This window comes from Arthrobacter glacialis (assembly GCF_002909445.1).
Lineage (GTDB): Bacteria > Actinomycetota > Actinomycetes > Actinomycetales > Micrococcaceae > Specibacter > Specibacter glacialis.
Map to the genome: position 1 here is coordinate 39,223 of NZ_PPXC01000022.1, position 17,720 is coordinate 56,942.

At 62.9% G+C, this 17,720-nt stretch carries 12 protein-coding genes; 5 read left to right on the plus strand and 7 right to left on the minus strand.

The window, feature by feature from the left end; translation table 11 throughout:
* Positions 1 to 27 precede the first annotated feature (27 nt).
* Positions 28 to 882 (minus strand): CPBP family intramembrane glutamic endopeptidase, encoded by an 855-nt coding sequence (locus tag CVS27_RS19105; RefSeq protein ID WP_103467433.1) that lies wholly within the window; start codon positions 880 to 882, stop codon positions 28 to 30.
* A 73-nt stretch (positions 883 to 955) separates the two neighbouring features.
* Positions 956 to 2,347: a pyridoxal phosphate-dependent decarboxylase family protein gene (locus CVS27_RS19110; protein ID WP_103467450.1), complete on the minus strand. Its 1,392-nt coding sequence runs from the start codon at positions 2,345 to 2,347 to the stop codon at positions 956 to 958.
* Between the two features lie 115 nt (positions 2,348 to 2,462).
* On the opposite strand from CVS27_RS19110, the gene CVS27_RS19115 reads away from it, so the two are divergent.
* The 4 genes from CVS27_RS19115 (at position 2,463) to efeB (ending at position 7,422) form a co-directional block, all read left to right on the plus strand.
* Positions 2,463 to 3,140 (plus strand): histidine phosphatase family protein, encoded by a 678-nt coding sequence (locus CVS27_RS19115; protein WP_103467434.1) that lies wholly within the window; start codon positions 2,463 to 2,465, stop codon positions 3,138 to 3,140.
* A gap of 128 nt (positions 3,141 to 3,268) precedes the next feature.
* On the plus strand, positions 3,269 to 4,810 hold the full coding sequence (gene efeU, locus CVS27_RS19120) for an iron uptake transporter permease EfeU (RefSeq protein WP_103467435.1): 1,542 nt from the start codon (positions 3,269 to 3,271) through the stop codon (positions 4,808 to 4,810).
* Between the two features lie 96 nt (positions 4,811 to 4,906).
* Positions 4,907 to 6,139 (plus strand): iron uptake system protein EfeO, encoded by a 1,233-nt coding sequence (efeO, locus tag CVS27_RS19125; protein WP_103467436.1) that lies wholly within the window; start codon positions 4,907 to 4,909, stop codon positions 6,137 to 6,139.
* Entirely contained in the window at positions 6,139 to 7,422 is a 1,284-nt protein-coding gene (gene efeB, locus CVS27_RS19130; RefSeq protein ID WP_103467437.1) for an iron uptake transporter deferrochelatase/peroxidase subunit, read from the plus strand. The genes efeO and efeB overlap by 1 nt, the downstream gene beginning before the upstream one ends.
* 68 nt (positions 7,423 to 7,490) lie before the next feature.
* Here the strand turns inward: efeB and CVS27_RS19135 are convergent, their stop codons facing one another.
* The 5 genes from CVS27_RS19135 to CVS27_RS19155 form a co-directional block, all read right to left on the minus strand.
* A complete protein-coding gene (locus tag CVS27_RS19135) occupies positions 7,491 to 8,282 on the minus strand; it encodes a DeoR/GlpR family DNA-binding transcription regulator (RefSeq protein ID WP_103467438.1) in 792 nt (263 codons plus the stop codon).
* Between the two features lie 35 nt (positions 8,283 to 8,317).
* The gene (locus tag CVS27_RS19140; protein ID WP_103467439.1) at positions 8,318 to 9,169 is read right to left on the minus strand and encodes a class II fructose-bisphosphate aldolase; all 852 of its coding nucleotides are present in this window, start codon (positions 9,167 to 9,169) and stop codon (positions 8,318 to 8,320) included.
* A 12-nt stretch (positions 9,170 to 9,181) separates the two neighbouring features.
* On the minus strand, positions 9,182 to 10,150 hold the full coding sequence (locus CVS27_RS19145; RefSeq protein WP_103467440.1) for a 1-phosphofructokinase family hexose kinase: 969 nt from the start codon (positions 10,148 to 10,150) through the stop codon (positions 9,182 to 9,184).
* Positions 10,147 to 11,157 carry an ROK family protein gene (locus CVS27_RS19150; RefSeq protein ID WP_243400281.1) on the minus strand — a complete coding sequence of 337 codons (1,011 nt, stop codon included), beginning with the start codon at positions 11,155 to 11,157 and terminating at the stop codon, positions 10,147 to 10,149. The genes CVS27_RS19145 and CVS27_RS19150 overlap by 4 nt, the downstream gene beginning before the upstream one ends.
* A gap of 210 nt (positions 11,158 to 11,367) precedes the next feature.
* Positions 11,368 to 12,273, minus strand: a complete 906-nt coding sequence (locus CVS27_RS19155; protein WP_103467441.1) for an SIS domain-containing protein — start codon at positions 12,271 to 12,273, stop codon at positions 11,368 to 11,370.
* A gap of 339 nt (positions 12,274 to 12,612) precedes the next feature.
* On the opposite strand from CVS27_RS19155, the gene CVS27_RS19160 reads away from it, so the two are divergent.
* Positions 12,613 to 17,720: endo-alpha-N-acetylgalactosaminidase family protein (locus tag CVS27_RS19160; protein ID WP_103467442.1), on the plus strand; the 5,108-nt coding region annotated here is incomplete at its 3' end.

A 17,720-nucleotide genomic window follows, 5' to 3' on the forward strand; every position in this document is an offset into this window, starting at 1 on the left:
TTTGCATCATGGGGGCACGGCGCCTGGCTAGCCGCCGAAGCCCAGGGCCGGACCCAGCGTGAACGCGGCAATGTCCACCAGGGCGTGGGCCACCACCAGCGGCGCCACCCGGCCGTACTTTTTGTACACCCAACCAAACAGCAGGCCCATCAGGACGTTGCCAAGGAACGGGCCAAAGCCTTGATACAGGTGGTAACTGCCGCGCAGCAGAGCGCTGAGCGTGATCGCCGCCCAGGGCCCGAGCCCGATCTTCTCCAGCCGGCCCAGCAGATACCCGTTGAGGATGACTTCCTCCAGCACGCCGGCACGAATGGCGGAGAGCACCAGCACGGGAATGGTCCACCAATACTGGTTCAAGGCGCTGGGAATGATCTCAGTGGTGATGCCCATGGCCCGCCCGGCCGCGTAGATCCCCAGCGACGGTACGCCAATGATGACCAGCAGCGCCAGCGCCCCGAACCCGTCGCGGAAGGGATGGCGCCAATCAAGCCCGATGCTCCGAAACACCGACTTCCCGGGCTCGGCCAGCAGGTAAAACACCAGCATGACGGGCACCAGCGCAAAGAAGATGTCCAGCAGCTGATACGTCAGGTCAAAGAATTCGCGGTTGTTGCGCACCACGTTCAGCGTTGAGGTGCCCTGCGCAATGGGGGCGCGGCTCATCTTCTCCAGCAGCGACACCACCGAGTACACGGCCGACTGCCCCACCGAGACACCCAGCACCAGCAGCACCTCGGTGATCAGCCGCCGCCGCGACTTCACGCCCCATCCCTGATGGTCTGACCCTTGATGCTCGACGCCGGGCACGGCACCTGGGGATGTTGGGGCTGGGACGGCTGGTCCGGCGTCGTGCGTGGCAGCTGTGGACGGGCGTTCGCTCATGCACTCCATCATGCCCCCGCCGGCTGCTTTCAGCCATACGGCGTGGCCGCTGTAGGGCTGGGTCCTGCTTGGTTCAGCGAAGGTCGCAGGCGGCCATGGCACGTTCGACGGCTGCCAGCGCGGCTTGCACATCGTGCTCGTCGGTGGAGAAGTTGCTGACCGAAATGCGCAAGATGTCCCTGCCGGCCCAATGCGAGCCCGACATCCATGCCGTGCCGTCGGCAATAATGTGCTCGGTGATGCGCCGGGTCCGTTCATCGGAGCCAAAACCAACGCACACCTGGGTGAAGACCACCTCGTTGACCACCTCGACGCCGGGCATGGCAGCGAGCGCTTGGGCGAAGGACTGGGCCCGCGCCACCAGCCCGTCAACCAGATCTTCAACCCCTGAAGTACCCAAGGAACGCAGCGCCGCCCAGACCGGCACGCCACGGGCACGGCGGGAAAATTCGGGCACCTTCTCAAACGGGTCACCCGGTCCGTGGTCGTCCCTGACCAAGTAGCTGGTGTGCACACCAAAGACTGAACGCACGACCTGCGGACGCGAAACAATGGCCACACCGCAGTCATAGGGCACATTGAGGGTCTTGTGGGCATCCGTGGCCCACGAGTCGCAATCCGCCAATCCTTCCACCAGATGGCGGTGTGTGCGGCTCGCCGCCGCCCACAAGCCAAATGCCCCGTCCACATGCACCCAGGCACCACGGCCGTGGGCAAGGGCAGCGGCCTCCGTGAAGGGGTCACTGGCCCCCGAATGCAGATTTCCGGCCTGAAGGCACACAATGGCCGGACCCGATACAGCATCCATAGTCTCGGCCAGTGCGCCGGGAATCAGACACCCCTGCGCGTCGGCGGCAACCTCGATGGGCCTGCCCAGTCCCAGGTACTTCAGCACCAAGTCCACGGAGGCGTGGCGGTCCCGGCCGACAAAAACGTTGATGCGCGGGGATCCGCTCAAACCCTCGGCCGCGATGTCCCAACCCACCCCATCCAGGACGAATTGTCTGGCAGCGGCCAGCCCCACAAAATTTGATCCGGTGGCGCCGGTGGTGAACCCCACATCCGCACCGGCGGGAAGTCCCAGCAGGTCCAGGAGCCACCGACCCGCGATCTCTTCCGCCGCAGCAGTTGCCGGCGTGGCATAACGCAGTGCGGCGTTTTGGTCCCAGGCGCTGACAAGCCAGTCCGCAGCCATGGCGGCCGGGAGCGTCCCGCCCATGACCCAGCCAAAGAAGCGCCCGGCAGGAATCGCCATGAGGCCCGGTTCTGCGAGCCGGGCCAATTCGTCCACGACGGCGGCCGCATCGATGGGCAGTTCCTGCAGGGGCATCGAGAAGCGGGCAAGCAACTGCTCGGCGTCCTGCCGGGGCCCGATGGGGCGGCTGGGCAGGGAATCAATCCAGCGATTTGCATGCTCTTGTGCACGTGCAAGGGCTGGCGCATATTCACCGGGTCGAGCTGGCATGCTCACAGTGTACGCTCCCGAAAAGCAGGACTTAAGGGTTCCGCCGAAGTAGTTTGCCGAGCTTGCGAGGTTGGGCTTGCGAGGCTGGAGAGGACGTGGGGATAGGCTCTAGGGCATGAGCGCGCCACGCAAGATCATCATGATCCGCCACGGACAGTCGGCAGCCAATGTTGACCAAACGCTGTACAACAGGATTCCCGATTACCGGATCCCGCTGACCGAGCTGGGCGTGGCCCAGGCCAGGGCGGCCGGGGAAAGGGTGCGGCGGCAATTGGACGGGCAAAAGGTGTGCGTCTACGTCTCCCCCTACCTGCGGGCCTATCAAACGCTTGAAGCCCTGAACTTGGGTGACCTGGTGGAACGGACCATCGAGGAGCCGCGGCTGCGTGAACAGGACTGGGCCAACTTTCAAAACCCGGCGGAGATTGCCGATCAAAAGGAACTTCGCAACGCCTACGGCCACTTCTTCTACCGGTTCCGTGAGGGCGAATCGGGCTCGGATGTGTACGACAGGGTGTCCTCCTTCATGGAGACCCTGTACAGGCATTGGTCCAAGCCGGACTACGCCCCCAACACCTTGCTGGTCACGCACGGGTTGACGATGCGTTTGTTTTGCATGCGCTGGTTCCACTGGTCGGTGGAGTACTTTGAGTCCTTGAACAATCCGGAGAACGCCGAGGTCCGCACACTCATCCGGACCGGGCAGCAGTACGCCCTGGACAGCAACTTTGCGCAGTGGACCCAGGCCGATCCGTCCAAGACGGTGCTGGACGCCCCGGACCACATTTGGTGAGCCGCCCCGGACCATTACGCAACACTTCGCTGGCCTAATTGGCATCAGACGGCAACCTTAGGGTAGCCTTGCCCGAGAGCTGAGGCACACCTCAGCTTTTTACGTCTTTGGAACACCGGAGTATTTGGGTGCTTGCAACACTTGTCATCGGCCTGCGTGAAGGTCTTGAGGCCGCACTGATAGTGGGCATGATTGCTGCTTTTCTGCGCCGCAATGGCCAGCCCCTCAAGCCCATGTGGCTCGGTGTTGGCGCAGCAGTACTCCTGAGCGCCCTGGTGGGCATCACCTTGGAACTGATCTCCGCGGCACTCCCCCAGCAGCAGCAAGAAGCCATGGAAACGGTCATCGGCGCCGTGGCGGTGGTGATTGTGACCTTCATGATCCTGTGGATGAGCAAGAATTCGCGCTCCATGAAATCCACCCTGGAGGCCCATGCCGGCTCTGCCTTGAAGGGCGGCTCGGTGTTTGCCTTGGCCGGCATGGCCTTTTTGGCAGTGCTGCGCGAGGGTATTGAAACGGCTGTCTTCATGGTGGCCGCTTTCCAGTCATCGTTGAACCCGCTGAGCGCCGGGCTGGGTGCGCTGCTGGGCCTGGCCATCGCCTCCGGTGTGGGGTTCCTGCTGTTCCGCGGGGCCATCAAGCTCAACCTCGCCAAGTTCTTCAAGGCCACGGGCGTGTTCCTGGTGTTCGTCGCCGCCGGGCTCGTCATGAAGTCCCTGCGCACCGCCCACGAAGCCGGCTGGATCAACATCGGCCAGGACATCACCGTCAACCTCGCCTGGCTGGCCCCCAACGGCAGCGCCCGGGCAGCCATCCTCACCGGTGTGTTCGGCATCCCGAACGATCCCCGCGTGGTGGAGCTGCTGGGCTGGGCCCTGTACTTGATCCCCATGCTGGCCTTCATCCTGTGGCCGCGCACCTGGCGCCCCAGCGCCGCCTCCTTGCCGCGCCTGCAATTCATCGCTGCCGGAACGCTCACCGTTGCCGCCCTGGTGCTGGTTTTGGCCGCCCCTGTGGCCATTCCCAGCGCCCCCTCGGCAACAAGTACGACGCCGTTACGTTCGTCTGCGGGGCAACCGGCGGGTTCGCTGCGGCTCGCCCCAGGGGACGGAAAAACCCTCGTGGTGACCTCCGCGGACGGCACCGAAGCCAGCTACGAGCTGACCAGCCACGGCACCGAGTCCCATGCCGGACGCACCGCCACCGTCTCCACAGCAGCCGCCTCCAACGCGACGGAGGCCGAGCCTGCCAAGGTATCAGCAGACATGCTGAGCGAGCTCAACGGCGGCAGGATGCCGGTGGGCATCAGCCCCGCCAAGAACCCCGGCCCCTTCGCCGCAAGCTGGAACCACAAGGGCAGCATCACCGTGTGGCTCGTCAACCACCAAGTGATCGACGCCGTGAACACCCAGGGCGCAACCCTGACATTGAGCGGGGGCGGCTTGGCCACCTCCCGCACCATTGCCGTTGCGGGCGAAGGCGGCTGGCATGTGCCCGAAAAGCATGTCACCGCCGCCGTCACCGAACTGAGCAGTTTTGAATCCGCTGCGGCTGAGAACGTCCTGTGGTCTCGCTACCTGCCTGCAGTGTTCCTGGTGGCCGCCCTGATGCTGCTTGTCACGGCCCGGCGCAACCGCCGCCAGCTGCTCATCACGGCACCCTCACCCTAATTCCGTACCACCCACCCCTGGCGCCCCGCGCGCCAGCCACTTGGTGCTCCCCTTTTTTGCACACACCCTCCCCTCCCCTCTTGCCAAAGGACACACATGTCTTCCTTGCCCACCCGCACCCTGCGCTCCAAGACTGCAGTACTGCTCACCGGGGCAACAGTGCTCGCCCTCTCCCTGGTCGCGTGCGGCAGCGCAACACCCCAGGGCCAGGCCGGTGCCGCCAAGGGTGGCGCCGCACCCGTCAGCAATGGCGCCGCCCAGATCGCTGTCAGCGTTGAAAAGGTCAACGGCGACGAGCAGTGCGTCCCGGACTTCTCCAACGCCCCTGCGGGACCCGTCACCTTCACCATCTCCAACAAGGACGCCTCCGGTGTCAGCGAGGTGGAGCTGCTCAGCGACAAGCGCATCCTGGGCGAACGTGAAAACGTCATTCCGGGCCTGAAGGCCGTCAGCTTTACCGTGACGCTGGCAGGTGGCGAGTACCAGCTGTACTGCCCAGGCGCCGTCACCGAGTCCAAGGCGTTTACCGTCAGCGGTGGCGCCGCAACGGCAGCCGCCAATGGTGTCAGCGAAAAGTTGATGGAGGGCACCGACGGCTACGCCAAGTACGTTTCCGGCCAGGTGGACAGCCTGGTGCTGGCCGTCGCAGCCCTGCAAAAGGCCGTTGACTCCGGCGATGTTGCCGCCAGCCAGAAGGCTTATGCCCAGGCGCGCCCGTTCTTTGAGCGCATCGAACCGGTGGCGGAGAGCTTCCCCGATCTGGACCCCGCCCTTGACTTGCGCGTGGCCGACGTCGAGCCCGGGACCGAATGGACAGGTTTCCACCCACTGGAAAAGGACCTCTTTGAGGCCAAGGCCATCACGGAGAAGTCAAAGGCCCTTGCCGCCGGCATTGTGAAGAACGTGGGCACCCTGAAGACGCTCACGGCCGAGCTGGAAACCAAGGGCTCCTACAAGCCCGAGGAACTGGCCAACGGTGCCAGCGGCCTGCTCGAGGAAGTCCAGTCCTCCAAGATCACCGGTGAGGAAGAGGCCTACTCCAAGCTGGACCTGGTCGATTTCGCCGCCAACATTGAGGGCTCGCAGCAGGCGTTTGAGTACTTGAAGCCGGCCCTGAAAGACATTGACGCAACGCTGAGCGAGCAGATCACCACCCAGTTCGAGACCGTCAACACCGCCCTGGCCGGGTACAAGGATGCTGGTGCCCTGGGTGGTTTCAAGGCGTACACGGAAGAGCTGAAGAAGTCCGACGCCGCCAAGCTCACGCAGTTGATCCAGTCGCTGCAGGCACCGTTGGCGAAGATTTCCGAGAAAGTGGCGACTGTCTGATGACCGAGCCCACGGAGCCGACGGCTGGGGTTTCACGCCGGAAATTCTTTAGCGGATCCGCAGCCCTGGCCGGTGCGGGCGGTATGGCCCTGGGGGTGGCCGGCGCCCTGGCATCAGGTGCCGCCGCCTCCGCACCCACCGAGCCCGTGTCCGATGTGGAACGCATGGCGGCGCGGGCCAACCTGTCCTACCCGTTTTATGGGGAGCACCAAGGCGGGATCGACACTCCCCCGCAGGACCATCTGGTGTTTACGGCCTTTGACGTGACCGCCACGAGCCCCACCGAGCTGCAATTGGTGCTGGCCAAGTGGTCGGCGGCCATGGCCGAGATGACATCCGGTGCGCCCGTGGGCAAGGTGGAGCCGGGCCGGGAACAGGCCATTCCCGGGGACACCGGTGAGGCCACCGACATGGGGCCGCAGGGCCTGACCCTCACCTTGGGTTTTGGGCCGTCCCTCTTCGATGAGAGATTTGGCCTGGCCCCGTTCAAGCCCGCCGACTTTGCCCAGCTGCCAGCCATGGCCGGGGAGTCGCTCGACCCGGCCCTGACCGGCGGGGACCTGTGCATCCAGGCCTGTGCCAACGATCCGCAGGTGGCGTACCATGCGGTGCGCAATCTGGCGCGCATGGCACGAACCATGGTCAAGACCAAGTGGACTGTCCTAGGTTTTGGGCGCGCCTCCGCCGGAGCAAACCAAACCACGCCACGGAATTTGATGGGTTTCAAGGACGGCACCCGCAATGTCAAGGACGTCGTGGATCTTGATGCGCATGTGTGGGTGGGCGAGGAAGCCGGTCAGCCGTGGATGGTGGGCGGAAGTTACCTGGTGGCCCGCAAGATCCACATGCTCATTGAGACCTGGGATGAGGACACTATTGGGGATCAGCAGAGCATCTTTGGCCGCACCAAAGGCGAGGGCGCACCGCTGTCAGGGACCAGGGAACACGACGTGCCCGACTTTCACGCGACGGTTGCCGGGGCGCCGGCCATTGCACCGGATTCCCACATTGCCTTGGTGGCCCATGAAAACAATGGGGGCACCAAGATCCTGCGCCGCGGCTATAACTTCACCGACGGGCTCGACGCCGTGGGCCGGTTGGACGCCGGGTTGATGTTCCTGAGTTTCCAAAAGAACCCCATACAATTCGCCACTTTACAGCGCAAATTGGGCAGTTCCGACAGGCTCAATGAGTACATCCGCCACGTGGGATCGGGTGTTTTTGCCGTTCCGGCAGGGCTCCCCGCGGCAGGAAGCTACTACGGCAAGGAATTCTTCGCCTAGGCCGCAAGCACCAAAAGCTGCGGCACCCCAACCTGATGGTTGGGGTGCCGCAGCTTTTTTGTGCGGATCTACAGTTGTGGCGCCACAATCACGTTGGTGCCAGCTTCGGTGAACGCGGTGAGCTGCTCCGGGGTGATGCGGGAATCCGTAATCAGGTTGCGGAAATCGTGCTCCTCCATGGTGGCGAAGGCACGCTTGCCGATCTTGGAGGCGTCAGCCAGGATGTAGGCCTCCGAGGCCCGCCGGGCCATGCGGGAATTCACCGAAGCCTCGCCCTCATCATTGGTGGTGGGGCCGGCACCGGGCTCAATGCCGTTCACACCAATGAAGGCGAAGTCCAGGGCCACCCGCTGCAAAATCGAGTCGGCGTAGGGTCCCACCAGCTCGTAGGAGCGCGGGTTGACAATGCCACCGGTGACCATGATCTTAAAGTTGGGCCTGATGGCCAGCTGCGCCGCAATGTTAATGGCGTTGGTGACCACAGTCAGTGTTGGCCTGTTGGATTGCACCATCAAGTCTTCGCGGGTGGAGAGCACCTGCGCCAGCGCTGTGCTGGTGGTTCCACCACACAGCCCAATAACTGCACCCTTGGGGATCAGGGCACTCGCGGCGTGCGCAATCTGCTGCTTTTCCTCGGCAAAATCGTCACGGTTGTACCGGCCCGGCAAGTCATAAGAAACAGAACCACTCGTTGCACCGCCACGGGTACGCGTCAGCAGGCGCTCGTTGGCCAAGGAGTCCAAATCGCGCCGTGCCGTTGCCGGGGAAACGCCCAGCTTCTCCACAATCTCATCGACCTCCACATGGCCGTCGGCGGCCAGGATGTCCAAGATTGCAGTGAGTCGTTCAGTTCTGTTCATGTGTTTCTCCCCGTGACGGCCAGCGGCCATCGCGTTTAGTTATCCGATTTCCCGGCGCCGGCAAACAAGTCCAGCAACCGTGCAACTTCAGGGACCAGGGCCGTGCGTCCGGCACCCAAGTACTTACGTGAATCTACTACAGCCGGGTTGGCATCTAGGTACTCGCGAACGGCGCGCGTAAAGAAACCGTTCAGGTGGGTGGAGACGTTGATCTTGGTCATGCCTGCTGCGATGGCTGCCGCGATCATCTCATCCGCCACGCCGGAGGAGCCGTGGAGCACCAACGGCACATCCAAAGCTGCCTTCAACTCGGCAATGCGCAGCAAATTCAAGGCCGCGCTGCGCTCCGTCATGGCGTGCGAGGAGCCCACGGCAACAGCTAGGGCATCCACACCGGTTGCTGCCACAAAGGCTGCCGCTTCGGTGGGATCCGTCAGCACGCCCGGCGCATGGGCACCATCCTTGCCGCCGACCTTGCCCAGCTCGGCTTCAACGTAGACGCCGCGCGCATGGGCGTAGGCTGCCACGCGGGCCGTGACCTCAACGTTTTGCTCGTACTCAAAGTGCGCGCCGTCATACATGATGGAGCCAAAACCCAAGTCCACGGCCTCGTAGGCCAGCGCCTCATCCTCGGCATGGTCCAGGTGCACGGCCACCGGAACGCTCGCCCGCCGGGCTGCCGCCAAGGTTGCCGCAGCCACCGGCTCCAGTCCGCCATGGAACTTGGCGCAGTTCTCCGAGATCTGCAAGATGACCGGGCGGCCCGCAGCCTCGGCTCCGCCAATCAATCCCTCAATAGTTTCCAAGTGGATCACGTTGAACGCGCCCTGGCCAATGCCGGCCGCAGCCGCCAGGTTCATGATGTCGCGGGTGTTTGTCAAAGCCATGAAAGATGTTCCTTAGTGGTCTGTGATGATGAGTTGTTGGGCCAGCTCGTTGTACTGCGGGGAAATCTCCCCGGCGCCTGGCATGAGCACAGCTGCTGCGCTCCACGAGGTGGCGGCGCGCAAAATCTCGCGCAAGTCTTCAACCCCGTTGGCAAGGGCGACGGCGGCAGCACTCACCGCTGCGTCGCCGGCACCTGTGGGGTTGCCGCTCAACGGTGCGGGCAATTTTGCCTGGATGTACCGGCTCGGGGCGTCGGCACTGAAGGCGAGCATGCCTTCCTCACCAACACTGACCAGCACGCGCTTGGCACCCAAATCCATCAGTTTGCGGGCGGCACTGACAAGGTTGCTCTCGCCAACGGCTTCCATCAACTCGTGGTTGTTGGGTTTGAGCAGGTCTGCACCGGCCTTGGCCGCGGCCAGAATGCCGCTTCCGGAGGTGTCAACGATGGCCGGCACTCCCGCGGCGTGGGCCAGGGCCACCAGGGCCGGGTAGAAGTCGGCGGGCGCCTGCTCCGGGAGGGAGCCCGAGCCGACCAGCACGCCCGGCTTGCGCACGCCGTCGGCCGTCTGAACGCCGGCCAGGTTATCCACGACGGCGGCGGCAAGCGCCTGCCATTCGGCGCCGCTCAGGGCAGGACCCACCTCGTTGAAAATGCTGGTGGTGTTGCCGTGCGCGGTGTCCACGAGGGCAATGGTGCGCCTCGTGGCAGCGCTTACCGGGACAAGGTGGTGCAGGATCCCGGCTGCCAGCAGGTCCGCACGCAACTGCTCCCCCGCCGGGCCGCCAGCCGTGGCAATCGCGAGCGTTGGGTGCCCCAGCTGGTGCGCCACGCGGGAAACGTTCAGGCCCTTGCCGCCGGCCCGGTACAGCGGGGTGGGAACACGGTGGGAGGAGCCCAGATGTACGCCATCCACCGTGTACGTGACGTCAACAGCCGGGTTGGGGGTGACGGTGAGGACTACATTGTTGGCGCTCACGCCTGCTTCTTCCCCGGCGCCAGGGATCCGGCACTGAGGCTGCGTGCCTTCAACGCTGATCCAATGAGTCCGGCATTTTCACCCAGGGCAGCATGAACATAGCCGGGGCGGCGGTGGAAGGTCAGGAGTTCATCCACACGTGCCGCCAGCGGCTCAAAGAGTGCAGGGCCGGCCATGGACAGGCCGCCGCCGAGGACTACTGTTTCGGTGCCCAGGATGGAAACGCATTGCGCAATGCTGAAGGCCAGTGCGTGGATGGCGTCATGCCAGATGGTTTTTGCCGCTACATCCCCTGCCGCAGCGAGGGCGATGACTTCGCGTGCACCGGGCACAGCTTCTCCCGTAACTTCTCCATACCGGCGCGCAATGGCACCGGCGGAACCCAGAGATTCCATGATCACGAGGCTGCCATCCGGGCCTGGCACCATGGCGTGGCCGATCTCCCCTGCGTAACCACCACCGGCGATTCGCTTGCCGTCACACAAAATCGCTCCGGCAATACCGGTGCCGATGACCAGGATGAGCACGTCTTTTTCGCCCGCGGCTGCCCCCAAATGGAATTCAGCTTCACCGGCCATGCTGACGTCGTGGCCAAAACCGACGGGCAGGCCCAGGGCCTGCTCCAACGTTGCCGTGAAGGGGAAGTCGCGCCAGCCCAGGTTGGAAGAGTAGATGCCGATGCCGGCATCCTCGTCCACAATGCCCGGAACGGTAACGCCCACGGCGCCGATAGTCAGCTCCGGGTGGGCTGCCCGGTACTCGGCCGTCAGCTCAACAATCCTGGCGCAGACGCTCTCCCCGGAGCGGGCGCCGTCGAGCGGTGTTGGATGGCGTTGCAGATCGCGCACCTCAACCTCACCGTGGCTTGGATCGCCCAAGATCATGCCCACCTTCATGTCGGTGCCGCCCACGTCAAAGGCCAGTACGGCGTCGAGCATAGGCACGTCGGTGGCAGCGTTGGCGGGCAGCGTTTCGGATTCGCCCGCACGGTTTATCAAAGTATTCATGAAGGTAATTTCTTTGTAGAAGGCAAATACCGGTGGCACTATCTGGTGCGGACCCGCTGTTCATGGACAAACATCAGGCACGCCACTTCGCAGGGAGGTGGCGTGCCTAACATTTTAGCCAGAAATCCGGCCAGACCGGCGATTGGGCCCACAAGCCCGAGGGCCCCGTTTCAAGTCGCGTCAGCGGCTTGAAACGGGAGGACTTGGGGACTAGTCGCCCAGGATGACCGAGCGGGTGAGGTTGCGCGGCAGGTCCGGGTTCATGCCGCGGGCACGTGCGCGCTCCAGGGTGACGCGGTGGACGCGGGCCAGTTCGGCCAGCGGGTGCACGGTGGTGTTGATGTACAGCGCGCCGGTCTTGACCATGTCGCGGTCCAGGCCCTCGGGCTGCTCGCCAAACATCCAGGTGACGCGGTTCGGGGCGGCGATGGAGATGGGGCCGTGGCGGTATTCCTTGGCGGGGTAGGACTCGGTCCAGCCCTGCACGGCTTCACGCATCTTCAGGCCGGCCTCGTGCGCCAGGCCTACGGTCCAGCCGGTGCCCAGGAAGGTGAACTGCTCGGCGTCGATCAGTTCCTGCTCCACGGGAGCGATAACACTGACCTTGGCATCCTCGACGGCGTCGCTGAGGTCAACGCCAATGCTCGTCAACAGGTAGGTCAGTGCCGTGGTGGCGAAGCGGGTCTGCACCACTGACTGCTCATCGGCGTACGGCAGTTCCACAATGGCGTCTGCCAGGGTCATGATCGGGGAGGTGATGTCACCAACCAGGGCAACTGTGCGCACAGTGCCCTTGATGGCCGTGAGGATTTCCAGCACCTCTGTGGTGGTGCCCGAACGGGTAATGGCAACCACTGCGTCGTAGCCGCGCTCGGCGCCAAGGAATGCCTCAGAAGCGGCGAACGCGTCGGTGACGCCTTTTCCTGCCGCCTCACGGGCTGTGGCGTAGCTCTGGGCCATGAACCACGATGTACCGCAACCAATCACTGCCACGCGCTGCCCATCGGCAGGCAACAGGTTCTCACTCTTTGCCTGGGCAATTGCCTGAGCCCATACTTCGGGCTGGCTGGTGAGCTCAGCATCCATAAAGGGGCCAAGTTGGGTGTTTTCGCTCATGCTGCGCATTCTCCTTGTTTAGCGGCTTCTGGTGACACATTCTTCTGGCCTCCAGAAGCTCTCCGGGTTGTGCACCAGCCTAGCACATAATGATTACAACGACCATGAAAACGTCACTATCAATCACTTGTACTCCAGCGGCGGATGAGCCACCTCGGGCCGGGGGTCACATTATTTCCACCCTCGAAATAGAGAGTGCCCACTGGACACGATCATGTAATGTTATCCATAACAGTGTGAGCTGGATCATGTTTAGTCCAATAAACGCTGAAATTCGCATCACCAATCAAGTGCGCAGACCGCCACTTGGACCGCAAAAAGTTATTCAAGGAGCTCTTGATGTCACTCGCTCGACACCAACGCAAGTGGTTGGGGATAGGGATCGCCGGCGCCGTCATGGCTGGCACCATCGTCCCCCTCGCTGCGGCCATTCCTGCCGTCGCGGCAGACGGAACGGCGGTGATCTCCTCGGCAACACTCTCCGTTGAGGTCTCCACCGCGTTCCCCCAGGCGTTGAAATACACGCTCGCTGGAAAGACCATGACAGGCGCCACCGCCGTCGCCACCAAAATGCGCATCAATGGCACTGACCAGAACGTCACCGTGACATCCGCGCTCAACGTCAGCGGCAAGTCGATCGACTACAACATCACGGTGCCCGGCATGGACGGCGTGACCATGTTGGCCAGGCTCTCCGTGGATAAGAACGTACTGACGTTCAACATCACCGAAATCAAGGAAACCGGCACTGGGCGGGTCAACCGCATCCAGATCATGGATCAGGACCTGGTCACCCTCTCCTCCACCGAGGCCGGAGCCTCCGTGGCCTCGGCAGTGATCTCCACCGATCGCGCCATCTCCGGTGACACCATCACCGCCGTGAACGCCGCAACAGCAATTGACGCAGCCGCGAAGACGTCCATGATGGCCATTGCCAACAACGCCAATCTGGCCGCCGGCTTTGAGAGCAACTCGCTGTACGACGGCGCATGGTCCCCCGAGGACAACGCCCTGGCAGCCACCGAGAAGGGCCGCTTTTGGCGCCAGGTCAAGGCCGACGGCGTCAACAAGAAGGTGGGTATCTCCTCCGGTGCCTGGCTGTACCGAGCCAAGGACTCCACCGAAACCGAGCCCCTGCCCGAGGCCAAGGTCATCATCACTCTTGACGCCAACGCTGATGGAACTGTCAACTGGCAAGACGGCGCCATCGCCTCCCGCGATGTTCAATACAAGCCCAAGGGTTGGGAAGATGTGAAGAACCGCGTGGTTCAGAACATCCCGTTCAACTTTGCCAGCCAGGCCACCAACCCGTTCCTGCGCACCCTTGACGACGTCAAGCACACCGCTTTGGCCACGGACGGCCTGGGCCAGTACTCCCTGTTGAAGGGTTTCACCTCGGAAGGCCACGACTCGGCCAACACCGACTTCAGCGGCAACTGGAACGAACGCGCCGGCGGCATCAAGGACATGAACTCGCTCCTGGTGCAGGCCAAAGAATACGGCGCAACGTTCACGGTGCACATGAACAACACCGAGGCGTACCCGGAATCCAAGGCCTTTAGTGACACCTTCATCAAGCAGCCTCCCGGAAAAGGCTGGAACTGGCTCGAACAGTCCTACTACATCGACCAGCGTCGCGATGTCCTCTCCGGTGACCAGAACGCGCGCATTGCCGGTCTCGATGAAGCCGCCGACGACAACCTGACCGCGAACTACATTGACGTGTACTACGAGTCCGGCTGGATCGGTGAGCGCCTCCAGCGCAACATCATGGACAACGGTTTCTCTGTTTCCTCCGAGTTCGCCAACTCCATGGTGCGCAACAACACCTGGTCCCACTGGGCAGTTGATGAAAAATACGGTGGATCCACGCTCAAGGGCTGGAACTCGGAAATCATCCGCTTCGCCCAGAACACCCAGCGAGACATCTGGAACCCGGACCCCCGCCTGGGCACCCAACACATCATTGAGTGGCAGGGCTGGACCGGCCAGAACGACTACAACGCGTTCCTGAAAAACGTGTGGGACAACAACGTCCCGGTAAAGTTCCTCCAGCAGCAGGAAATCAAGACGTGGACGCCCGCGGCGATCACGCTCGAGAACAACCTGAGCGTGACGGGAACATCGCTGGAGAACCGCATCATCACCCAGAAGGGTGTGAAGGTCCTTGAAGGACACAACTACCTCCTGCCGTGGGCCAGCGAACTGGTGGAGTTCGGCGAAACCGCCACCAATGACACCAACAAGCAGACCAAGCTGTACAACTACAGCCTCGCCGGTGGAGCCCAGACATGGACCCTGCTGCCGGAGTTTGCGAACCAGACCACTTTGAAGCTCTACGAGCTCACGGACCAGGGCCGCAAGTTGGTCGGCGACGTGGCCGTCACCGGGGGCAAGGTCAACTTGAACCCGAAGGCCAACACGGCCTACGTTTTGGTACCCACCACACCGTTGGCCACCACGCCCGCCATTTCCGCCTCTGAAACTGTTCTCCCCAACGCAAGCACCAACTGGGGTTACGGCATCGGAGTCAACGACCCCGGCTTCAACTCCGGCACCCTGGCCGCATGGAACCCGCAGGGCAATGTGACCCTGGAGCGTTCCGCCAAGGGCCTGACGACCGCCCGCTTGGGGGACGGTGCTTCCAGCGTCACCCAGACTCTGGGCGCGCTCACCAAGGGCACCTATTCCGTCAGCGCATGGATTGAAATCGATCCAACACTGGCCAGCGTGGAGAAGTTCCCGCGCGGCAAACGTGACACCACGCTCAGCGCCACTGTTTCCGGCTCTCCGGCAGTCACCAACACGCTCACCTCTTCGAGCCTGTTCAACACTGTTGCCGCAGACCAGAAGAACCGCACCTACAGCCAACGCGTGAGCGTTCTGGTTGATGTGAAGAACGACGGCGACAAGCCCGTTCTGAAGATCTCCACCGGTGCGGGCACCACTGCCGTCCTGGTTGATGATATTCGTGTGGTCAAGACCGCCAAGGTCACGGCAGCCAACGTGGGCCAGGGTGGCGCCACTGGTGTGGTTCTTGCCGAAGACTTTGAAAACGTTGACCAGGGCTGGGGCCCGTTCGTCAAGGGCAATGCAGGCGGCAACACCGACCCGCGCACCCACCTGGCCCCGATTCATGCACCGTTCACTCAAAAGGGCTGGAACGGCAAGGTCATGGATGACGTTTTGAACGGCAACTTCTCCTTGCACGCCCATGAGGAAAACAGCGGCCTGGTGTACCGGACCACTCCGGCAACAGTGAAGTTCACCCCCGGCCACGATTACGAAATCGCCTTCAACTACCAGTCAACCAAGGCCAATGAGTACTCCTGGGTTGGTGGCTACGACGGCGCAGCCGGAGCGGTCCAGACCCAGTCCACCCCGTTCCCGGCACAGTTTACAACCACCCGCTGGGTGCAGAAATTCACGGCCAGCGCTTGTGGCGACAGCTACGTTGGTTTGCTGCGCACAGGTTCCACAGCATCAGATCTGTCTCTGGACAATCTGCTGGTCCGCGACCTGGGTGTATCAACAACCACCCCGGCCTGCGCCCAACTGTCGCTGGGTCAAACCGGACCCATCATTGAACAGGGCACTGACAACGAGTTCACCACTACCCTGGTGTCCAACGAGCCGGCACCCGTCTCCAACGCTGCGGTCTCCCTGAATCTGCCGGCGGGCTGGACGGCAACGCCCACCACCTCGGCAACCGCCGCAACACTGGCACCAGGAGCAAAGCTCATCACCAAGTGGAATGTTTTGGCGCCGGCCTCCGCCGACGGCAACTACAACATCACGGCCAACTCCGTGTACACCACCACTGTTGATCCGATCGGTGTGCGCAAGGCTGAATCCATCCTGGGTGTTTACACCATGCCGCACCCGCCCACCGTTGACACCTTTGCCTCCGACATGCAGTGGATCGGCACCCCCGCCAACGGTTGGGGACCTGCCGAGAAGGATCTGACCAACGGTGAGCAGGGCGAGAAGGACGGCCCGGCCCTCATGCTTGACGGCAAGCCCTATGCCAAGGGCCTGGGCGTTCACGCAGCGTCAACCATCAAGTACTTTGTTGGTGCACAGTGCTCAAGGTTCACTGCCGTCATTGGCATTGATGATTTCCAGGCAACCCGCGGATCTGTGATCTTCAAGGTTCTTGGCGACGGCACTGAACTCTACAACTCCGGCATCTTGACAGGCGCCTCGGCGGCGCTGCCGATCAACGTTGACCTGAAGGGCGCCAAGTACATCGACCTGGTGGTTGACGCCAACGGCAGCAACGGAAATGACTGGGCTGACTGGGCAGATGCCAAGTTTGCGTGCTCCGATGATGCACCCGCGATCGCTCTGGCCCCCGTGGTCAGCCCCGCCGGACCTCTGGAGCAGGGCAAGTCCTACACAGTCACCGTTGGTGATTTGAAGGCCGCCACGGAGGCCACGTTCTCCCTGGGCACCACCGTGCTGGGCAAGGCCACAGCAACTGCGGCTGGCGTTGCCACCTACACCTACAAGGTTGCCGCCGATGCAGCTTTGGGTGCCGGCACCATCAACGTTGCAGGCACTGACAGCAACGGGAAAGCAGCCACAGGTTCTGTGGCTGTCAGCACTGTGGGCGCTCCGCCTGCTGCGCCCACCAAGGACAGCTTCGCGTCCGACCTTCAGTTCGTGGGCACGCCCGTGAATGAATGGGGACCTGTTGAGCGCGACCTGAACAACGGTGAAGATGCCGCCGGTGACGGAACTCCCATCACCATTGACACCAAGGTCTATGCGAAGGGACTTGGCGTTCACGCCGATTCCAGCATCAGCTACTACCTTGGCGCCCAGTGCACCACCTTCAGTGCAGTGGTTGGCATTGATGATGCGAAGCTGACCAAGGCCCACCGCGGCAACGTGGTCTTCACAGTGGTGGGAGACGGCAAGACCCTTGCCACCTCACCGCAGCTGACTGTTGACAGCGAAGGCTACAAGTTCAATGTTGATGTCACGGGTGTCCGCTACATCGATTTGAACGCTGCCAAGATCAAGGTTGCCGGTTTGAACGGTGACGAGTGGGCTGACTGGGCAGATGCCAAGTTCAGCTGCAGCACAACGGTTCCGACCGCTACGCCGTCAGCAACACCGTCGGCCACACCGAGTGCGACGCCTTCGGCCACGCCGAGTGCTACGCCGTCAGCAACACCGTCGGCCACACCGAGTGCGACGCCTTCAGCCACGCCGAGCGCAACGCCTTCGGCCACACCGAGTGCGACGCCTTCGGCAACAGCCAGCGGCACGCCGTCGACCGTTCCCACCAGCACCGCCAGTGGCAGCGTTAGCGATGCAACTGTGGCAGCGGGCGGGAACCTGACCATCACGGGGAAGAACTTTAAGCCCGGCACCAAGGCAACGTTCACGCTGCACTCGGAGCCGGTCCTGTTGGGCACTTCGGTGGTTGCGGCAGATGG

Excerpts from the sequence above, each read along its gene's own strand:
- CVS27_RS19105 (WP_103467433.1), bottom strand. The coding sequence starts at position 882 with ATGAGCGAACGCCCGTCCACAGCTGCCACGCACGACGCCGGACCAGCC.
- efeO (WP_103467436.1), top strand. The coding sequence starts at position 4,907 with ATGTCTTCCTTGCCCACCCGCACCCTGCGCTCCAAGACTGCAGTACTG.
- CVS27_RS19110 (WP_103467450.1), bottom strand. The coding sequence starts at position 2,347 with ATGCCAGCTCGACCCGGTGAATATGCGCCAGCCCTTGCACGTGCACAA.
- efeB (WP_103467437.1), top strand. The coding sequence starts at position 6,139 with ATGACCGAGCCCACGGAGCCGACGGCTGGGGTTTCACGCCGGAAATTC.
- CVS27_RS19135 (WP_103467438.1), bottom strand. The coding sequence starts at position 8,282 with ATGAACAGAACTGAACGACTCACTGCAATCTTGGACATCCTGGCCGCC.
- CVS27_RS19140 (WP_103467439.1), bottom strand. The coding sequence starts at position 9,169 with ATGGCTTTGACAAACACCCGCGACATCATGAACCTGGCGGCTGCGGCC.
- CVS27_RS19115 (WP_103467434.1), top strand. The coding sequence starts at position 2,463 with ATGAGCGCGCCACGCAAGATCATCATGATCCGCCACGGACAGTCGGCA.
- CVS27_RS19155 (WP_103467441.1), bottom strand. The coding sequence starts at position 12,273 with ATGAGCGAAAACACCCAACTTGGCCCCTTTATGGATGCTGAGCTCACC.
- CVS27_RS19150 (WP_243400281.1), bottom strand. The coding sequence starts at position 11,157 with ATGAATACTTTGATAAACCGTGCGGGCGAATCCGAAACGCTGCCCGCC.